General features: G+C 67.5%; 17 protein-coding genes and 1 tRNA gene. 4 read left to right on the plus strand and 14 right to left on the minus strand.

The genetic code is table 11. From position 1 onward, the window contains the following. Positions 1-69 precede the first annotated feature (69 nt). The 3 genes from argJ to VJ693_RS06700 form a co-directional block, all read right to left on the minus strand. Positions 70-1,299, minus strand: coding sequence for a bifunctional glutamate N-acetyltransferase/amino-acid acetyltransferase ArgJ (argJ, locus tag VJ693_RS06690; protein ID WP_324152738.1), 1,230 nt, complete (start codon positions 1,297-1,299; stop codon positions 70-72). Between the two features lie 131 nt (positions 1,300-1,430). After that, positions 1,431-1,757 carry a hypothetical protein gene (locus tag VJ693_RS06695; RefSeq protein ID WP_324152739.1) on the minus strand — a complete coding sequence of 109 codons (327 nt, stop codon included), beginning with the start codon at positions 1,755-1,757 and terminating at the stop codon, positions 1,431-1,433. 189 nt (positions 1,758-1,946) lie between these two features. Beyond that, positions 1,947-3,542 carry a clostripain-related cysteine peptidase gene (locus VJ693_RS06700; RefSeq protein WP_324152740.1) on the minus strand — a complete coding sequence of 532 codons (1,596 nt, stop codon included), beginning with the start codon at positions 3,540-3,542 and terminating at the stop codon, positions 1,947-1,949. Between the two features lie 343 nt (positions 3,543-3,885). On the opposite strand from VJ693_RS06700, the gene VJ693_RS06705 reads away from it, so the two are divergent. Further along, the gene (locus tag VJ693_RS06705) at positions 3,886-5,961 is read left to right on the plus strand and encodes a tetratricopeptide repeat protein (protein ID WP_324152741.1); all 2,076 of its coding nucleotides are present in this window, start codon (positions 3,886-3,888) and stop codon (positions 5,959-5,961) included. A 72-nt stretch (positions 5,962-6,033) separates the two neighbouring features. Here VJ693_RS06705 and secA read toward each other — a convergent pair whose 3' ends face one another. Both secA and VJ693_RS06715 read right to left on the minus strand, forming a co-directional pair. After that, the gene (gene secA / locus VJ693_RS06710) at positions 6,034-8,778 is read right to left on the minus strand and encodes a preprotein translocase subunit SecA (protein WP_324152742.1); all 2,745 of its coding nucleotides are present in this window, start codon (positions 8,776-8,778) and stop codon (positions 6,034-6,036) included. A gap of 215 nt (positions 8,779-8,993) precedes the next feature. Continuing rightward, positions 8,994-10,022: a M23 family metallopeptidase gene (locus VJ693_RS06715; RefSeq protein ID WP_324152743.1), complete on the minus strand. Its 1,029-nt coding sequence runs from the start codon at positions 10,020-10,022 to the stop codon at positions 8,994-8,996. Between the two features lie 69 nt (positions 10,023-10,091). On the opposite strand from VJ693_RS06715, the gene VJ693_RS06720 reads away from it, so the two are divergent. Next, on the plus strand, positions 10,092-10,361 hold the full coding sequence (locus VJ693_RS06720) for a hypothetical protein (RefSeq protein ID WP_324152744.1): 270 nt from the start codon (positions 10,092-10,094) through the stop codon (positions 10,359-10,361). Positions 10,362-10,381: 20 nt separating this feature from the next. Here the strand turns inward: VJ693_RS06720 and VJ693_RS06725 are convergent. From VJ693_RS06725 to petA, 6 genes are all read right to left on the minus strand, one after another. Then, positions 10,382-10,457 (minus strand) — tRNA-Thr (locus VJ693_RS06725). Positions 10,458-10,485: 28 nt separating this feature from the next. Next, positions 10,486-11,076 carry a ClpXP protease specificity-enhancing factor gene (locus tag VJ693_RS06730; protein ID WP_324152745.1) on the minus strand — a complete coding sequence of 197 codons (591 nt, stop codon included), beginning with the start codon at positions 11,074-11,076 and terminating at the stop codon, positions 10,486-10,488. A gap of 25 nt (positions 11,077-11,101) precedes the next feature. Then, positions 11,102-11,713, minus strand: coding sequence for a glutathione S-transferase N-terminal domain-containing protein (locus VJ693_RS06735; protein ID WP_324152746.1), 612 nt, complete (start codon positions 11,711-11,713; stop codon positions 11,102-11,104). 132 nt (positions 11,714-11,845) lie between these two features. After that, positions 11,846-12,610, minus strand: coding sequence for a cytochrome c1 (locus tag VJ693_RS06740; RefSeq protein WP_324152753.1), 765 nt, complete (start codon positions 12,608-12,610; stop codon positions 11,846-11,848). Between the two features lie 28 nt (positions 12,611-12,638). After that, positions 12,639-14,066 (minus strand): cytochrome bc complex cytochrome b subunit, encoded by a 1,428-nt coding sequence (locus VJ693_RS06745; RefSeq protein WP_324152747.1) that lies wholly within the window; start codon positions 14,064-14,066, stop codon positions 12,639-12,641. Between the two features lie 26 nt (positions 14,067-14,092). Then, on the minus strand, positions 14,093-14,689 hold the full coding sequence (petA, locus tag VJ693_RS06750; protein WP_324152748.1) for a ubiquinol-cytochrome c reductase iron-sulfur subunit: 597 nt from the start codon (positions 14,687-14,689) through the stop codon (positions 14,093-14,095). A gap of 234 nt (positions 14,690-14,923) precedes the next feature. Here petA and mscL point away from each other — a divergent pair, with 234 nt between their 5' ends. Then, the gene (mscL, locus tag VJ693_RS06755) at positions 14,924-15,346 is read left to right on the plus strand and encodes a large conductance mechanosensitive channel protein MscL (RefSeq protein WP_324152749.1); all 423 of its coding nucleotides are present in this window, start codon (positions 14,924-14,926) and stop codon (positions 15,344-15,346) included. A gap of 4 nt (positions 15,347-15,350) precedes the next feature. Here the strand turns inward: mscL and pdxA are convergent, their stop codons facing one another. Together pdxA and VJ693_RS06765 are read right to left on the minus strand one after the other, a co-directional pair. Next, on the minus strand, positions 15,351-16,385 hold the full coding sequence (pdxA, locus tag VJ693_RS06760; protein ID WP_324152750.1) for a 4-hydroxythreonine-4-phosphate dehydrogenase PdxA: 1,035 nt from the start codon (positions 16,383-16,385) through the stop codon (positions 15,351-15,353). Continuing rightward, positions 16,382-17,131, minus strand: a complete 750-nt coding sequence (locus VJ693_RS06765) for a Nif3-like dinuclear metal center hexameric protein (protein ID WP_324152754.1) — start codon at positions 17,129-17,131, stop codon at positions 16,382-16,384. Before VJ693_RS06765 ends, pdxA begins: the two co-directional genes overlap by 4 nt. A 25-nt stretch (positions 17,132-17,156) precedes the next feature. Here VJ693_RS06765 and VJ693_RS06770 point away from each other — a divergent pair, with 25 nt between their 5' ends. Beyond that, positions 17,157-18,335 carry a S1C family serine protease gene (locus VJ693_RS06770; protein WP_324152751.1) on the plus strand — a complete coding sequence of 393 codons (1,179 nt, stop codon included), beginning with the start codon at positions 17,157-17,159 and terminating at the stop codon, positions 18,333-18,335. 10 nt (positions 18,336-18,345) lie between these two features. On the opposite strand, the gene tatC is transcribed toward VJ693_RS06770, so the two are convergent. Then, positions 18,346-19,122: a twin-arginine translocase subunit TatC gene (tatC, locus tag VJ693_RS06775; protein ID WP_324152752.1), complete on the minus strand. Its 777-nt coding sequence runs from the start codon at positions 19,120-19,122 to the stop codon at positions 18,346-18,348. Positions 19,123-19,167: the final 45 nt, after the last annotated feature.

The following is a 19,167-nucleotide window of genomic DNA, read 5'->3' on the forward strand; positions in this document are numbered from 1 at the left end:
TGAAGAGCGCCGACTATAGAAGGATCGCGCCGAATATGCTGATGCGGTTTTCGCCGCCGGCGCAGCGTCTCAGGAGCGGTAGTCGGCGTTGATGCTGACGTAGTCGTGCGAGAGGTCGCAGGTCCACACGGTGGCGCTCCCGCCGCCGCGGTGCAGGTCGACCCGCACGGTGATCTCGGCCTGCTTCATCACCCGCTGGCCGTCTTCCTCTCGGTAGGCGGGGTGGCGGCCGCCCTCGCGGGCGACGTGCACGTCGTCGAGGTACAGGTCGATCAGGCCCTGGTCCAGGTCGGCGATGCCGGCGTAGCCGACCGCGGCGAGGATGCGGCCGAGGTTGGGGTCGCTGGCGAAGAAGGCCGTCTTGACCAAGGGCGAGTGGGCAATCGCATAGGCGACCTGCTGGCACTCGGCCTCACTGCGGCCGCCGTCGATGCGGATCGTGATGAACTTGGTCGCGCCCTCGCCGTCGCGCACGATGGCCTGCGCCAGCTCGCGCGCCACCGCGAACACCGCCGCCTGCAACGCCTGGCCCTCGGTGCTCGACAGCGAGGTGATCGGCGCGTGGCCGGCCTGGTTCGTCGCGATCAGCACGAAGGAATCGTTGGTCGAGGTGTCGCCGTCGATCGTGATGCGGTTGAACGATTCGTCGGCCGCGGCCTTGACCAGCGGCTGCAGCAGGCCGGCGTCGATCACCGCATCGGTCGCGACGAAGCCGAGCATCGTCGCCATGTTTGGGCGGATCATCCCGGCGCCCTTGGAGATGCCGGTCACGTGGACCTCGCGGCCGCCGATCGTCAGGGTGCGCGACGCGGCCTTGGGCAGCGTGTCGGTCGTCATGATGCCCTCGGCCGCGCGCGCCCAGTTCGCCGGCGAGCGGTCGGCCAGCGCCGCCGGCAGGCCGGCTTCGATGCGCTCGACCGGCAGCGTCTCCATGATCACGCCGGTGGAAAACGGCAGCACCTGCTCGGCCGCGATGCCGAGCTGGCCGGCCAGCGCCACGCAGCTTCGGCGCGCGCGCGCCAGGCCATCGGCCCCGGTGCCGGCGTTGGCATTGCCGGTGTTGACGACGATCGCCCGAATGCCCTGGCCGGCCGCCAGGTGCTCACGGCAGACCTGCACCGGCGCGGCGCAGAAGCGGTTGCTGGTGAAGACCCCCGCCACCGCCGAGCCCTCGGCCAGCGTGACGACGACCAGATCCTTGCGGTTGGCCTTGCGGATGCCGGCTTCGGCGATGCCCAGGCTGACGCCAGCCACAGGGGCGAGACTGGACGGGTCGGGGGCGGTCAGGTTGACGGGCATGGCGGGCTTCCGGTGAATCCGAGAGAGGCAAAGGCCCCGGATTGTAGGGACGCGGGGCGGCTGGGGGATGCCCCCAGCCGCCCCGGCCCGCCTCCACTGACAGCGTCGTTTCTTGTGGCAAGTGTCCGGCTTCAGGCCGCCCGGGTCCAGGTGAAGAACTGCTCCTGCAGCCGCACGGGCGCGCGCTGCGCCATGGCCGGGCGGTGCACCGGGGCCGGCCGCGCGCCATGCGACACCTGGATGGCCAAGTGGTTGAGGGTCTGGAAGCGCAGCAGCCGCTCGAGCGCGCGCTGCATGGCGATCAGCTGCTTGCCCAGCAGGGCCTCTTCGGCGTTACGCAGGCAGTCTTCGATCAGGGCCCGGGCGAACGCGGCGGCCGTGCCGAGCTCGGTGTACTCGCGGGCCAGCTGGCGGCAACGGGCCTGCTCTGCCAGCAGCATGTCTTCGAGCGTGTGCATGGGGTACTCCTTCCTGTGCGATGGGTGGTGCCCCGCGAGGGCACCTGGCTTGGGGCGCCGGATCGGCTCCGGCACGGTGTGCATTGCACCGCGCCGCGCTTCCCGTTTCGACGCGCGTGTCGCGCCGATCGGCACGGCACGCGAGACGAAAGACAGACGATCCGCCGGCGCCTCCTTCGATGGTTCAGGTCAGGTCCGGTCGCCGTGCCGGCTGACCCATTCGAGCAGGCGCAGGGCGATGCCGCCCAGCGGCCAGGGCTTGCGCGGCGTGCCGCACTCGCCACGCGGCCCTTCGGGCGGCGGCGCGGGCTCCGCCTTGGGGTTGAAGCCCGGCAGCTGCGGGATCGCGCCCACGTGGAAGGCCCTGAACGGCACGTCCTTGTGGTACTCGACGAGGAAGTCGACCCAGGTCGTGTCCTTGAGGAAGTCGATCACCCCGCGTTGAAGTGGCGGATTCTGGTCAGGGTTGACGTCGACATAGAACGTCGAGCGCCAGTCCCAGATGCCGTCGAGCAACGGATCGGGCAGGAAGATGTTCATCGCCAGCGCCGAGGAGCTGAAATCCCAACGGATCTTGTTGGAATCGTCGAGCCAGGGCACGTCGTTGTCCCCGTAGGCCTTGATTCCATCCAGCAGCTTCACGAGATGGGCCGCCTCTGACTGGATCGCGGAATGGCCGACGGCCTGCCGTTGCAGCATCGTTGCAAGGCTGCACAGGTCGGTAAGCTGATCGGGTGTTTCGAGCTCCCAGCCTGTTTCGGAGTCGTACTGCTGGGCGTCGAGAATGGCCTGGCGAATCATGGCCACGACCTTCGGGCGGTCGGCCGGCGTTGCACCCTGCAGGGCTTTCAGCAGGGCGTCGGACAACCGATCCACGCCATCGGCGATACCTGTCATGCGCGACAGCTCGACCACGCCGCCCACCGTCGGATGGCGCGGCCTCGCTTGCAAGGCTTTGTGGTTCTCCTCGGAGAACCAGCCCGCCACCTGTTGCGAGGTGGCCGTGCCCACCTGCTGCAAACGCTGGAAGACCGCGGGGTAGGAAGCCCCCGAGGTGAAGAAGTTGTAGTTGCAGTAGCCGGTCGCGTAGTTGGCGTACGGTGCGACGGTGTGCAGTACCTCGACCGACATGTTGAAGCAGTTGTTGAAGTGAATCACGGCGGGCCTGGGCGCGCCCTGCTCGATGGCGCTGCGCAAGGCCTGGCCGAGCTGGTAGGTCGAGAGGTAGGTACTGTTTGCCGGCAATCCCGGGAACCCTCCGGGCAGCCCTGGGAAGCCGCCCGGAAGCACTGGGCTTCCGTCACCGTGGACCGGTGCGCAATCGCGGTCGGAGAAGTGCCACTCGAACTTGCCGCCTTCAGTGACGCGGCGCCAAGTCAGCTGCCGCCGGTTGACGTCGGGCAGGTAGCCCGCGCCATGGCCCTCGATCGCCAGCACCAGTGCAGCCCGCGGAAAGCGCTCGTGCGCCTGTGCGATGAGGCCTGCCAGCGTCCGCTCGGACGAGAAATCATGCTTCCAGCGAGATACCACCTGCATCGCCTCGGGCTCGCCAGCAGGGATGTCGATCAACCAGGAGTTGTCGTCGACCCGATCGATCAGGGCCATCACGTGCGTGCCGGCCGATGCGACGCCCTTCATTGCCTCGACAAGCGGGTGGGATTGCACCGAGGTCGTCGCGCCATCTGGGAAATTGCTCAGCACCTCGTCGGAGCCAAATGGTGCATAGACGACCAGAACCACGCCTTCTGTCTTGATTCCGGTGTCGCAAATGTTGGGCATCGCCATGGTGATTTCTCCTTGGTTGTGAGGCAGGCAGACGCGTCACGCCATACAGCGCGCGGGCGACACGCGCACCTTAGACGGCAGCCATTACCATCCCAACGCACGGCTGCCAACGACAAGGCGCCGATCGCTAGACGATTGCTGAACGATCCCGGTTGCGACGCCCAACTACCCCCCTAGCTTGAGGCCCCATTCCATGCCGTCGCCGCGCACACGCCCTTCCCGTCTGGTCATCGAAGCGCTCTTGACCGCCGGTCTGAACGCCCACCGCCGGGGAAGTCTGGGCGAGTTGCCGCCACGCCATGCTCGATTGCGGACCGTGCTCCATGAGCGCTGGCTAGCCCCTGTGATCGGCACGCTGGCCGACGCACCGCCGCCGTCGCGGCGGGCGGCCATCGCGGCCATGGTTCTGTTGCGCTGGGCGCTGGTGCAATTGCGCCCGGACCGAGGGGAGGGCCTCGACGGGATCAACGAACACGCCTGGCTCTACAGCACAAGCTGGCGTCCCTTGTTGGCAATCGCCTGCCACCACGGATTCATCGTCGTGCCGGCGTTCCCCTCGCGATATCGACGGCGCGCAGAGGAGGCGCCGCTCGAGAACCTGTGCGGACTGTGGGCGGTGGGCCACAGCACCTTGTACCGCTATCTCGACAAGGGCCGGCGCCAGTTGGTGGACCTGTTCGCCGAGCCCTCGGCAACCGGCGAGCAGCGGTTGGAGATGCGCCGGCAAGCCCAGGTGGCGCTGGCCACGCTGCCTGCGCCAAGCGACGGCTGGCCCGACTGGCACCGGACGCAGGCCCAGGCGGCCTTGATGGCCGGGGCGGTAACGGACGGCATATGGCATCTCTGGCAGGCAGGAGATACGCCTGCCGTCTTCGGCGCTCTGCAGCGCTACGGCACCGAGGCGGCCGGTTCTCCCGAAACGGATGCGCTCCTTGCCGCGATGGACGCCCAGACTTCCTGGACCACTCGCCAGCGCTTCGAGCTCGCGCTGCGTCGGGCCCACCTTTGGCGCTATCGACACGACAACGCCCTGGAGGACGAGGCGCTTCGCCGAGCGCTGCGCCTGGCCGACGAGTTGGCCGACCCGCTTTGCCTGGGCATCGCCCATGCATCGATCGGGCGATTCCACGAGACCCGCGACCGAGACCGCGCCTTTGCTTGCTATGAAGAGAGCGTCGAACACCTGCGGCGGGTGATCGGCCAGGCTGACCACCCGGACCGCGAACAGGCGGTGCAGGAGTACGCCGTTTGCATCGTCCGCCTGGCCTGGCTGCACCTGCGGCGAAACAACCCACGCGCGAAGGCCCTGCTCGATCAAGTCCAGCAACTCGACCAGGAACATGCGTTGCCCGGCGACATCGTCGGGCCGCTTGAACAGACCTGGGGTGAGTACTGGCGCTGCGTCGGCGACGCCAATCGGGCCCTGGAACACAAGCACAAGGCCTTGATCGTCTATGAACGGCTGGGCGATCAGCGCGCCGTGCTCAATACCTATCGCAACCTGAGCCTGATCTACGGCGAGGCGCGCAATTTCGAGCGCGCGCTGGACTACGGCCAGCGGGTCATCAACGCGGCGAGAAGCGTCGTCGTCGAGCCGGAAGTGTTGGCGGGCACACACGGCAACCTCGGCGTGGCCTACTTCTACCAAGGCGATCTTGACCGGGCCATCGAGGAGTATCAGAGCGTCCTGGACATCGAACAGGCCGCCGGGCTGCGGGCGCACCTGGGCATGGCTCACTACAACCTCGCCGAGGCCTACTACAAGCGGTTCCAGCGCACCGGCGATCCTGACGACGAGGCGCGCGGTGATCGCCACGCCGCCGCGGCAGCACGCGTCAGCGCCGAAGACAACGCGCCCGGGCTGGAGGCTTCGGTACGCAGCCTGAAGCAGGGCGTCCTGGGCGCGGGGGAAGGCCCTGACAGGCTGATCCCGGCCGAGTACGCCGCCCACTTCGAAGAGATGGCCGACATCCAGCGCCTGCGCACCAGCCTGGCGGTTCCGCAAGGTGCCGCCCAGCAGGCACGGACTCACCTTGCAATCGCCCGCGCCTACCTCGCCATCGCCGCCAAAGAGCGTGAAGCCGCGCTCGCGCTGGCCGGGCGCCACGGGCTGGCCGAGGATTTCAGTGCAGAGCTGGAAGCGTTGCGCCAGACCTTCGCCCGCGAACTCACTCGAGAGCAGCGCCTGGCGCAAGACTGGAGCAGCCGTGGCGACGACCTGCTGGGCAGCGAGCGTCGCCAGGCCGTGCTGGCCCATGTGCTTGCCCAGGGCAGCATCAACAAGAGCACCTACGCCGAAGTGGCCTCGGTCAGCCTGGCCACCGCGTCGAAACACCTTGGCCTGCTGGCCGAGCGCGGGCTGCTGGTGCAGACCGGCAAGGGGCCCAGCACGAAGTACCGGCTCGCCGACGGGTCGTGAGGCGGCTCTCCATGCCCGGGCGCAACCCGGACATCGAGAGGCTCCATGCGCCGAAAACGGCGTCCGGGCTCGTCAGGCCAGCCGGCCGTGGCAGGCCTTGTACTTCTTGCCGCTGCCGCAAGGGCAAGGGTCGTTGCGGCCCACGCGCGGCACTTCGGCGACGAGCGTCGCCGGGTCGGCTTCCTGGCTCACGCTGCCGTCTTCGTTCGGGTGGGTGTAGGTCACGTTCGAGATGCGCTCGGCCTTGTCCTCGATCGCCTCGGCGGCCTCGCTGACCTGCTCCTGGGTCTGGATGCGCACGGTCATCAGCACCCGTGTGACTTCCATCTTCACCACGTCGAGCAGCTGCGCGAACAGCTCGAAGGCCTCGCGCTTGTATTCCTGCTTCGGGTTCTTCTGCGCATAACCGCGCAGGTGGATGCCCTGGCGCAGGTAATCCAGCGCGGCCAGGTGCTCGCGCCAGTGAGAATCCATCGACTGCAGCAGCACCATGCGCATGAACGGCGTGAACTGCTCGGCTCCGACCAGCTCGAGCTTGGCCTGGAAGGCCGCGTCGGCGGTCTGGATGACCTTCTCGAGGACGTCGTCGTCGGTGATCGAGTCGCTGGCCTGCACCATCGGCTGCAGCGCGACGTCGATCTGCCATTCGTCGCGCAGCACCTTTTCCAGGCCGGGCAGGTCCCACTGCTCTTCGACGCTCTCGGGCGGGACGAAGGTGCGCACGACGTCGGTCATCGTGGCCTTGCGCAGGTTGGTGATCTGCTCGGTCAGCGTTTCGGCTTCGAGGATCTCGCCGCGCTGCTGGTAGATGACCTTGCGCTGGTCGTTGCTGACGTCGTCGTACTCGAGCAGCTGCTTGCGGATGTCGAAGTTGCGTGCCTCGACCTTGCGCTGCGCCGATTCGATCGAGCGCGAGACGATGCCGGCCTCGATGGCCTCGCCCTCGGGCATCTTCAGCCGCTCCATGATCGCCTTCACGCGGTCGCCGGCGAAGATGCGCATCAGCGGGTCTTCGAGCGACAGGTAGAAGCGCGAGGCGCCCGGGTCGCCCTGGCGGCCGGAGCGGCCGCGCAGCTGGTTGTCGATGCGGCGGCTTTCGTGGCGCTCGGTGGCCACGATGCGCAGGCCGCCCTCGGCCTTGACCTTCTCGTGCAGGCCCTGCCATTCGTCCTGCAGCTGCTTGATGCGGCGGGCCTTCTCGTCGGCCGGAATCGCATCGTCGGCCTCGATGAACTGGACCTGCTTCTCGACGTTGCCGCCCAGCACGATGTCGGTGCCGCGGCCGGCCATGTTGGTCGCGATCGTGATCACGCCCGGCCGGCCGGCCTGCGCGACGATCTCGGCTTCCTTCGCGTGCTGCTTGGCGTTGAGCACCTGGTGCGGCAGCTTCGCCTGTTGGAGCAGGCCCGAGATCAGCTCGGAGTTCTCGATCGAGGTCGTGCCCACCAGCACCGGCTGGCCGCGCTGGTGGCAATCGCGGATGTCCTCGACAACCGCGTTGTACTTCTCGCGCGCCGTCTTGTAGACGAGATCGAGCTCGTCCTTGCGGATCGTCGGCTTGTTCGGCGGGATCACCACGGTCTCCAGGCCGTAGATCTCCTGGAACTCGTAGGCCTCGGTGTCGGCCGTGCCGGTCATGCCGCCGAGCTTGGCGTACATGCGGAAGTAGTTCTGGAAGGTGATCGAAGCGAGCGTCTGGTTCTCGCTCTGGATCTGCACCTTCTCCTTGGCCTCGACCGCCTGGTGCAGGCCGTCGGACCAGCGCCGGCCCGTCATCAGGCGGCCGGTGAATTCGTCGACGATCACCACCTCGCCGTTCTGCACCACGTAGTGCTGGTCGCGGTGGTAGAGGTGGTTGGCCCGCAGCGCCGCGTACACGTGGTGCATCAGCGTGATGTTGGCCGGGTCGTACAGGCTCGCGCCCTCGACCAGCAGCCCGGCCTCGGCCAGGATGCGCTCGGCGTTCTCGTGCCCGTCCTCGGTCAGGAAGACCTGGTGGCTCTTCTCGTCGACCGTGAAATCGCCCGGGTCGATCACGCCTTCGCCAGTGCGCAGGTCGAGCTCGCCGATCTGCTTCTTCAGCTTCGGCACGACGGCGTCGATGCGCACGTACAGCTCGGTATGGTCCTCGGCCTGGCCGCTGATGATCAGCGGCGTGCGGGCCTCGTCAATCAGGATCGAGTCCACCTCGTCGACGATGGCATAGGTCAAGGCGCGCTGCACGCGGTCGCCCAGCTCGTAGACCATGTTGTCGCGCAGGTAGTCGAAGCCGAACTCGTTGTTGGTGCCGTAGGTGATGTCGGAAGCGTACGCGGCCTGCTTCTCGGCACGGTCCATGCCGGGCACGTTGACGCCCACCGTCATGCCCAGGAAGTTGTACAGGCGCCCCATCCACTCGGCGTCGCGCCGGGCGAGGTAGTCGTTGACGGTCACCACGTGCACGCCCTTGCCGGGCAGCGCATTCAGGTACACCGGCAGCGTGGCCATCAGCGTCTTGCCTTCGCCGGTGCGCATCTCGGCGATCTTGCCGGCGTGCAGCGCCATGCCGCCCATCAGCTGCACATCGAAATGGCGCATCTTCAGCGTGCGCTTGCCGGCTTCGCGCACCACGGCGAAGGCCTCGGGCAGCAGGCCGTCAAGCGTCTCGCCCTTGGCCAGGCGCTCGCGGAACTCGGCCGTCTTGGCTTGCAGCGCTGCATCGTCGAGCGACGAGAAGCTGGGCTCGAGCGCGTTGATCTGCTCGACCGTGCGACGGTAGCCTTTGAGCAGGCGGTCGTTGCGACTGCCGAAAATCTGGGTCAGGAGCTTGGGCAACATGCGGCGCAGCAGTTGAAGTCTGGCGGGTGGGGTCGGGCAGGCCGTGCGACGCGCGCGCTGCACGGGGCCGACTGAGGTGGGGCCGGGCGCCGAATTCACAAGCGCGGGCGCGGCCCCTGCAACGGAAAGCGCGCCCGTCTCAGGCAGCCACGCAGTGGCCGCGCGACACAGGCGCGAAACCCGATGAGTTTAGCACCCGGGTCGGGCGCGCCTGCTCAGGGGCGCTGCAGCGGCGCCACGGCGGCCGCCACCGGCGGCGGGTTCGCCTGCGCGGCCGTTCGCGTCGCGGGCGATGTCGGCGCGCTGGCGACCAGGAACTTCGCCGGATCCTGCATCACGCCATCGACCAGCACCTCGAAATGCAGGTGCGGGCCGGTCGATCGGCCGGTGTTGCCGACCAACGCCACTTGCTGGCCGCGCTTGATCAGATCTCCCACCTTGACGAGGATGCGCTGGGTGTGGGCGTAGCGCGTCGTCAGGCCATTGCCGTGGTCGATCTCGAGCAGGTTTCCGTACTGCGGGTGCCAGCCGGCCGACGTGACCATGCCGCCTGCGGCGGCGGCGATCGGCGTGCCGGGCTCGGCCGAGAAATCAAGCCCGGTGTGCAGCGCCGGGCGGCCGGTGATCGGATCGGTGCGGAAGCCGAAGCCGGATCCGATCGGCGCATCGACCGGTCGGCTGTTCGGGATCATCAGGGACTTCAGGCGCGACTCGAACAGGCGCGATTCGGCCAGCGTGAACACATCGCCATGCTGCTCGGCCAATTGCTCCAGGCCAGCGAGCGCGGCATCGAGTTGCTCCAGCGTCGGGTGGGCGAGCGGCAGGTACGGGCCGCCCTGGCCGGCCACGGCGGCCCGCGCCGGCCCGCCGGGCGCCGGTGCCGGGCGCTGCAGCGCCTTGAGTTCGTCGGGCTTCACGCCCGCCAGTCCGGTGACGCGCTCGCCCATGGCCTCCAGGTTGACCATGCGCGCCTGCATCTCGCCGACCTTGCGCGCCATCGCGTCGAGGTTGACCTGCATGAAGCGCTCGCGCTGGGCGATCTCGTCGCGCACCACCAGGCGCACGAGCTGGCTGACGACCGGCCAGCCCTCGCGCGCCGCCTTCAGGAAGATGAAGTGGTAGACGGCACCGGAAAGCAGCAGCAGCGCCGCCACCAGGCTGAACAGCGCCACGGCGATCTGCAACCGGCTCAGGCTCAGCACGCGGGTGCGCGCCAGGCCGCCGTGGGTGATCAGTATCTGCATCGTTAAACTCCTTGGCCGATGTCTGCCCCTGTCCCACCCGGCCCTCACACCCGGCCGCTGCACGAAGCCTTGTCGGCCAGCACCACGCTGGCTGATCTGCTGCGGCGGCTGAAGGAGGCCGAAGCGCGGCTGGAGACCGTACGCGGGGTGCTGCCGCCTGGCCTGAAGCCCCACGTGCGTGCGGGCGTCCTGGACGAGACCGGCTGGAACCTGCTGGTGCCCAACGGCGCGGTGGCCGCAAAATTGCGCCAGTGCCTGCCGGAAATCGAGCAGGCATTGGTCGAGCGGGGGTGGAAGCCTACGTCAGTCCGCGTGAAGGTTCAATCCGGACAGGCGTAAGAGTCTTGAGGAAAAGGCAATGGTGCCGGCTATCCGAATCGAACGGATGACCTACCGCTTACAAGGCGGTTGCTCTACCAGCTGAGCTAAGCCGGCACGGCCCAAGTCGTTGATTCTAGGGCGCTCACTTGACGCGCTTGAGCGCCGGGCGGGGCGGCGGCGGCGGCTCGTCGCCGTCATCGCCCATTGGGCCGGCTGCGCCGGTCGGGGCGGCCGGTGCCGTGGTCGGCGCGGCGCTGGTGGCGTCGGTCCGCGCGAGGCGCAAACCGCGCGGCGGGCGGGCGGCGCCGGCCACGTCGGCCCCGGGCTCGGCGGACAGAGGCACACCGGCCGATGCGCCCTCGGGTGCGCTGGAAGGCATCGGGAACGCCATGCCCTGCCCGTTCTCGCGCGCGTAGATGGCCACCACATGGTCGACCGGCACGAGGATCTCCCGAGCCACGCCGCCGAAGCGGGCCTTGAACTCGATGAACTCGTTGCCCAGCTTCAGCCCGCTGGTGGCCTCGAAGCCGACGTTGAGCACGATCTCGTTGTTCTTCACGTACTCGTTGGGCACCTGCACGCTCGCATCGACGAACACCGCCAGGTAAGGCGTGAAGCCGTTGTCGGTGCACCAGTCGTGCAGTGCCCGAATCAGGTACGGCCGGGTCGAACTGCCCTGGTTGTCGGGGCCGGTGGGCGGCGAAGGCGGGGTCGGCGGGAGCGTGGGGGTCATGAGGGAACGGGCCGGCGGCGCCGGCTTACTTGCGCATCACCTTCTCGGAAGGCGTCAGCGCCTCGATGTAGGCCGGGCGCGAGAAGATGCGCTCAGCGTACTTCAACAGCGGCGCCGCGTTCTTCGACAGGTCGATCCCGTAGTAATCCAGGCGCCACAGCAACGGAGCGATCGCGACGTCGAGCATCGAGAAGTCGTCGCCGAGCATGAACTTGTTCTTCAGGAAGATCGGCGCCAGCTGGGTCAGCCGGTCGCGGATCTGCGCGCGGGCCTTCTCGAGCTGCTTGTCGGTCGCCTTGATGCCACGGCCCTCGAGGATGTTCACGTTCGAGAACAGTTCCTTCTCGAAGTTGAACAGGAACAGCCGAACACGCGCGCGGGCGACGGGATCGCCCGGCATCAGTTGCGGGTGCGGGAAGCGCTCGTCGATGTACTCGTTGATGATGTGCGATTCATACAGGATGAGGTCGCGTTCAACGAGGATGGGCACCTCGTTGTACGGGTTCATCAGCGCGATGTCTTCGGGCTTCGCGAACAGGTCGACGTCGCGGATCTCGAAGTCCATGCCCTTTTCGAACAGCACGAAGCGGCAGCGGTGCGAGTAGGGGCAGGTGGTTCCGGAGTAAAGCACCATCATGGCGGTGGGCTCCTTTTCAAAGCGTTCAGAAGCGGTACGGCTTGGGGCCGAAAACGGAAAAACGCAGTGGCGCCGAGGGGGCGCTCACTGCGCATGAGGCCCGGGGCGGCTCGTGCCGCACCGGACAGGCGATCATTTGATGTCTTTCCAGTACGCCGCGTTCAAGCGCCAGGCGAACAAGGTGAACACAGCCAGGAAGATCAACACCCAGACGCCCAGACGCACACGCTGGCCCTGCGCCGGCTCGCCCATCCACTGGAGGAACGCGACCAGGTCAGCCACCGCCTGGTTGTACTCGGCGGTGCTCAGCTTACCCTGGGTGATCGGTTCGAAGGCCTTGAACCGGTGGGTTTTCTTTTCCGGCTCGTGCGGATCGGCGACCTCCTCGAACACGGCGCGCTGCTGGCCTTGCAGTTCCCACAGCGGGTGCGGCATCGCGACGCTGGGGAAAGCGAGATTGTTCCAGCCGGTGGCCGTGGTGTCGTCACGGTAGTAGCTGCGCAGGTAGGTGTAGAGGTAGTCGGCACCGGTGCCCTGGCCAGCGCGCGAGCGCGCGATCACCGACAGATCCGGCGGGGCCGTGCCGAACCAGGCCTTGCCCTGCTTCGGGTCGAGCGCGACCTTCATCGTCTCGCCCACCTTGTCGGCGGCGAACATCAGGTTGTCCTTGATCTGCTCGTCGGTCAGGCCGAGGTCCTTCATGCGGTTGTAGCGCACGAACGAAGCCCCGTGGCAGTTCAGGCAGTAGTTGACGAACAGCTTGGCGCCGTTTTGCAGCGAGGCCAGGTCGGTCATGCGCTCGGTCGGGAACTTGTCCCAGGTCATGCCGCCGGTGGTGGCAAAGGCACCACTGACCAGGCACAGCGCGGCGATCCAGCCGGCAACGAGTTTCTTCATCATGGTGAGGGATCTCCTGCCGATTTCGTCAATGCGCATGGAAGGTCACGCGCTCGGGCACCGGCTTGAAGGTGCCGAGCTGGCTCCACCAGGGCATCAGCAGGAAGAAGCCGAAGTAGAACAGGGTGCCGACCTGCGACACGATCGTGCCGGCTGCCGACGGCGGCTGGATACCGAGGTAGCCGAGGATCAGGAAGATGACGACGAACACGCCGTACAGCACACTGTGCCAGGCCGGACGGTAGCGGATCGACTTCACCGGGCTGTGGTCGAGCCAGGGCAGGAAGAACAGGATGATGACCGCGCCGCCCATCACCACGACGCCCCAGAACTTGGCATCGAAGACGTTGAGCAGGAGGATGCCGACCGCCGAGGCGACGAGCACGCCGATCTTCGCGCCGCCCGAGAGACGGCCCTTGAGCACCGTGCCGATCGCACCGAGCGCAATGACCACGTCGAGCACCTTGATCATGTCATCGGTGGTCGCGCGCAGCATCGAGTAGTACGGCGTGAAGTACCAGACGGGCGCGATGTGCAGCGGGGTCTTCAACGGGTCGGCCGGGATGAAGTTGTTGTACTCGAGGAAATAGCCGCCCAGCTCCGGCGCGAAGAACAGGATCGCGCAGAAGACCATCAGGAACACGCCGACGCCGACCAGGTCGTGCACCGTGTAGTACGGGTGGAAGGGAATACCGTCGAGCGGGATGCCGGTGGCCGGGTCCTTCTTGGCCTTGATCTCGACGCCGTCGGGATTGTTCGAGCCCACGTCGTGCAACGCCAGCAGGTGCGCGACGACCAGGCCGATCAGGACCAGCGGCACGGCGATCACGTGGAAGCTGAAGAAGCGGTTCAGCGTCGCGTCACCCACCACGTAGTCGCCGCGGATCAGCAGCGACAGGTCCGGGCCGATGAAGGGAATCGCCGAGAACAGGTTGACGATCACCTGGGCTCCCCAGTAGCTCATCTGGCCCCAGGGCAGCAGGTAGCCCATGAACGCCTCGGCCATCAGACACAGGAAGATCGCGCAGCCGAAGATCCAGACCAGCTCGCGCGGCTTGCGGTACGAGCCGTACATCAGGCCGCGGAACATGTGCAGGTACACGACGACGAAGAACGCCGAGGCCCCGGTGGAGTGCATGTAGCGGATCAGCCAGCCCCACGGCACGTCGCGCATGATGTACTCGACGCTCGCGAACGCGACCGGCACGCCGGCGGCATTGAGCGCCGCGTCGGGCTTGTAGTGCATCGTCAAGAAGATGCCGGTGACGATCTGCATCACCAGCACCAGCAGGGCCAGCGAGCCGAAGAAGTACCAGACGTTGAAGTTCTTCGGAGCGTAGTACTCCGACATGTGCTTCTTGTACTCGTCGAACGCGGTGGGGAACCGGTTCTCGAACCAGACGGTGACCTTCTGGGCGAGCGGCGCGTCGGCCGGCGCGACTTTGAATTCAGCCATGGTTGCCTTTCTTGGATCTTGTCGCGTCAGGCCTTCTTGTCCTCGCCGATCAGCAGCTTGGCGTCGGAGAGGTACATGTGCGGCGGCACTTCGAGGTTGTCAGGCGCGGGCTTGTTCTTGAAGACGCGGCCGGCCATGTCGAACGTCGAGCCATGGCAGGGGCAGAGGAAGCCGCCCTTCCAGTCGTCCGGCAGCGAGGGCTGCGGGCCGGCGGCGAACTTGTCGGACGGCGAACAGCCCAGGTGCGAGCAGATGCCCACGACGACCAGGTACTCGGGCTTGATCGAGCGCGCTTCGTTCTTTGCGTACTCGGGGATCGGGTAGGCCTTGCGCTCGGAGTTCGGGTCGGCCAACTGGCCGTCGTTGCTCTTCAGGGCAGCCAGTTGCTCCGGCGTGCGGCGCACGACCCAGACCGGCTTGCCGCGCCACTCGACAGTCATCTTCTCCCCGGGCTTCAGGCCACCGATGTCGACCTCGACGGGGGCGCCGGCGGCCTTCGCACGCTCCGACGGGGCGAAGGTGCTGACAAAGGGCACGGCCGCCGCCACGCCACCCACGGCACCCGCGCAACTGGTGGTGATCAGCCACGTGCGCTTGCCTTGGTCCACCGCGTTATCACTCATGGGGGTCCTTCTTGGAGCTCTGGAAGACTTGGTGAGACGCGGCTATCGAAGGGATCCGGTCTCGGGCAATCGGGCATTTTAGCGGACAACATGCACGGAGCCTGACGGCCGCTGTCGTGCGCGACGAACGCGGTCGATTCGATTGACAGCGAAGCGTCAGCGGCAATACTGCAAGCGGGCGCCGCGGCGACGGCTCGGCACCGCACTGCATCCACAAGCCACAAGGAGTCTCACATGGGGTTCGCGACGGAGTTCAGGGAATTCGCGATGAAGGGCAATGTCGTCGACCTCGCGGTCGGCGTCATCATCGGGGGAGCGTTCGGCAAGATCGTCGACTCGATCGTCGCCGATCTGATCATGCCCTTCGTGGGCGTGCTGTTCGGGGGACTCGACTTCTCGAACTACTTCATTCCGCTGTCCGGGCAGACGGCCGCCACGCTGGCCGAGGCCAAGAAGGCCGGTGCGGTCTTCGCCTACGGCAGTTTCATCACCGTGGCGCTGAACTTCATCATCCTGGCCCTCATCATCTTCGTCATGATCAAGCAGATCAATCGGCTGAAGCGGCAGCAACCCGCCCCCGCCCCGGCCGAGCCGCCGCCGGCACCGGAAGACGTGGTGCTGCTGCGCGAGATCCGCGACGCGCTGCGCGCGAAGTAGGGGCTCAGGCGTTGGCCAGCCGGCGCGCCATGCGCGCCGCGGCGATCAGGCTGGCCGGGTCGGCGCGGCCCGTGCCGGCGAGGTCGAAGGCCGTGCCGTGGTCGGGGCTGGTGCGCACGAACGGCAGGCCCAGCGTGACGTTGACGCCCTGCTCGACACCGAGGTATTTGACCGGGATCAGCCCGTGGTCGTGTGTCATCGCGACGACGAAGTCGAACTCGCCCGGGTGGCCCTGCGCATTGCGGGCGCGCATGAACACCGTATCCGGCGCATGGGGCCCGCTGGCGGCAATGCCCTCGGCGCACGCCGCCTCGATGGCCGGCGCGATGATGGTTCGTTCCTCGTCGCCGAACAGCCCGCCCTCGCCGGCGTGCGGGTTCAGCGCCGCCACGGCAATACGGGGGTGGGCGATGCCGAAGCGGCGACCGGCCTCGTGCGTGATGCGCAGCGTCTGCAGAATGCGCGGCGTATCGAGCAGTTCGATCGCGCGCCGAAGCGACACGTGGATGGTCACGAGCACGACGCGCAATTCGTCGTTCGCGAGCATCATGCGGACCGGCGGCGGCTCGGCCTGGCCGGCGTGCCGTGCGGCAAGGGCCTGCAGCATCTCGGTGTGGCCCGGATACGGCACGCCCGCGGCGGCCAGGGCCTCCTTGTGGATCGGGGCGGTGACGAGCGCGCCCGCGCGTCCGGCCATGACCTCGGCCACCGCCGCCTCGATGCAGCGTGCGGCGGCGGCACCGGCCACGCCCGATACGCGCCCCCAGGCCAGTTCGGCCGTGCCTGCCGGCAAACCTGCCGGTTGCCAGACCGGCAGCGTCCCTTCGGGCACATCGGCGAGATCGAGCGGGGATTCGAGGCAGGCCACCGGCCGCACCAGCCCGGTCGCCTTGAGCGCGCGCCGCATCACCTGCACGTCGCCGCACACGACCGCGGGGCCGAGCGCAGCGCGCGCCCAGGCCATGGCGATGATCTCCGGCCCGATGCCGCAGGCATCGCCCATCGTGACGATCAGCGGCGGCGCTGCGTGGCTCTTCATGCCGGGTTGTCGATCTCGATGAACTCGTGCGCGAGACCGAGCGACTCGGCGAGGTGCGACGCCACCGCCGGCGCACCGAACCGTTCGGTCGCATGGTGGCCGCAAGCGAGAAAGGCCACGCCGGTCTCGCGCGCCAGGTGAGCCTGCGGCTCGGAGATCTCGCCGGTCAGGAACACATCGGCACCGGCTGCGATGGCCGCCTCGAAGTAGCCCTGCGCGCCACCGGTGCACCAGGCGACGCGCCGCAGCGGGCGCCCGTCGCCCGGCACGGCGGTCGGCGCCCGGCCCAACGAGCGGGTCACCCGCTCGTGCAGACCACCCAGCGTCATCAACCCGCCGGCCGGCCCGATGAAACCGAGGTCCTGCTCGCCGAAGCGGGCATCGGCCCGCAAGCCAAGCTCCGCGCCGAAGCGCGCATTGTTGCCAAGCTCGGCATGCGCATCCAGCGGCAGGTGGTAGGCGAACAGACTCACGCCAGCGCAGATCAGCCGCTCGACGCGGGCCTTCAACCAGCCGGTCAGGCGCCCGTCCTGGCCGCGCCAGAACAGGCCGTGGTGGACCAGGATCATGTCGGCGTTCGCGTCGACCGCCGCGTCGATCAGCGCGAGGCTGGCTGTGACGCCGGAGACCACCTTGTGGATCTCGGCACGGCCCTCCACCTGCAGACCGTTCGGCCCATAATCCTTGAACCGCTCCGGTGCCAGCAGTTGCTGAAGAAACGCTTCGACTTCGGCCCGTGCCGCCATCGGACTTTCCACCCTTCCAAGTGCCATGCGCAGAATCTGGCTCGTATTCTCCCAGACGGTGACGGTCGCCGTGGCGGTGCTGTTCGTCGTCGGAACCTTCAAGCCGGAATGGCTGCAGCAGCGCGGCCTGGTGCCCGGCGTTCACCGGGCCACCACCGTCGACGACGGCAACGTGCCCGTCACGATGGCGACCGGCAAGCCCGTGCTCCAGCCGCTGTCAGCTGCGGCACGCCGCGCCGCGCCCGCGGTGGTCAGCGTCACGGCCAGCCGGGCACCAGCCATCCAGGGCGACCCCCGCTCGCAGGACCCGTGGTTCCGCTTTTTCTTCGGTCAGCAGCCGGCGCGCACCGAGCCGCAGATCGGCCTGGGCTCGGGGGTCATCGTCTCGTCCGAGGGCTACCTGCTGACCAACAACCACGTGGTCGACGGCGCCGACGACATCCAGGTTCGCCTGTCGGATGGCCGCGAGGCGCAGGCCAAGCTGGTCGGCACCGACCCCGAGAGCGACGTGGCGGTGCTGAAGATCGAGCTCGACCGCCTGCCGACCGTCACGCTGGGCAACATCGAGCAGATGCAGATCGGCGACGCGGTGCTGGCAATCGGCAACCCCTTCAACGTCGGCCAGACGGTGACCTCCGGCATCGTCAGCGCCGTGGGTCGCAGCGGGCTGGGCCTGTCGACCTTCGAGAATTTCATCCAGACGGATGCCGCGATCAACCCCGGCAATTCCGGTGGCGCGCTGATCGACGTGAACGGCAACCTGATCGGCATCAACACGGCGATCTATTCACGCTCGGGCGGCAGCCTGGGGATCGGCTTTGCGATCCCAATCGACCTGGCGCGCCAGGTGATGGAAGGCCTGGTCCGTGATGGCCACGTGACCCGCGGCTGGATCGGCGTGCAGCCGCGCGACCTCGACCCTGAGTTCGCTCAGAGCTTCAAGCTGCCGGTGCACGAGGGCGTGCTGATCACCGGCGTGCTGCAGGACGGCCCTGCGAGCAGCGCCGGCATGAAGCCGGGCGACGTGGTGACCCGCATCGGCGACAAGCCGGTGCGCAACACCGCGCAGCTGATGAATGCGGTGGCGGCGCTGAAGCCCCGCTCGGAGGCCTTGATCGCCGTGCAGCGCGGCGACAAGGCACTGGAGCTGAAAGTGACGGTGGCGCAGCGTCCGAAATCCGCCGCGCAGCGCAACGAGGAGTGAGCCGCCGGCCTCAGTCGGTGGTTTCGGGCGCCTGGGTGTGCCTGATGAACAACCCCGCGGCGAGGATGCCCACCTCGTAGAGCAGGCACATCGGGATCGCCAGCGACAGCTGCGACACGACGTCGGGCGGCGTGATCACCGCGGCGACGATGAACGCAAGAACGATGAAGTAAGCGCGAAACTCCTTCAGCTTTTCGATGCTCACCAGCCCGATGCGCGCCAGCACCACCACGACGATGGGGACCTCGAAGGCCGCGCCGAAGGCAATGAACATCGTCAGCACGAAGCTCAGGTAGGCCTCGATGTCAGGCGCTGCGGTGATGCTCTTGGGCGCGAAGCTCTGGATGAAGGCGAACACCTTCTGGAACACGAAGAAGTAGCAGAACGCCACCCCGACGAAGAACAGCACCGTGCTCGAAATCACCAGCGGCAGCACCAGCTTCTTCTCGTGCGTGTACAGGCCCGGCGCGACGAAGGCCCAGACCTGGTAGAGCACCACCGGCAGCGCGAGCAGGAAGGCCGCCATCAGCGTGATCTTCAGCGGCACGAGAAAGGGCGAGATCACGTTGGTGGCGATCAGCTTGGCGCCGGCGGGCAGGCTCGCGACCAAGGGGGCGGCCAACAAGTCGTACAGGCCGGCCGGGCCGGGCCAGATGGCCAGCACCGCGAAGCACACGCCCACCGCGATCAGCGAGCGGATCAAGCGATCGCGCAACTCGATCAGGTGCGAGACGAAAGGCTGCTCTGTGCCCTCCAGCTCGTCAGGGCCGGTCTGCTTGGAACTCATGGCGGGGTCAGGCTGAAGTGCGCGGCGGCCGGAAGCGCGCCACCC

The organism is Ideonella sp. (assembly GCF_035254525.1).
In the GTDB taxonomy this organism is placed as follows: Bacteria; Pseudomonadota; Gammaproteobacteria; order Burkholderiales; family Burkholderiaceae_C; genus Ideonella.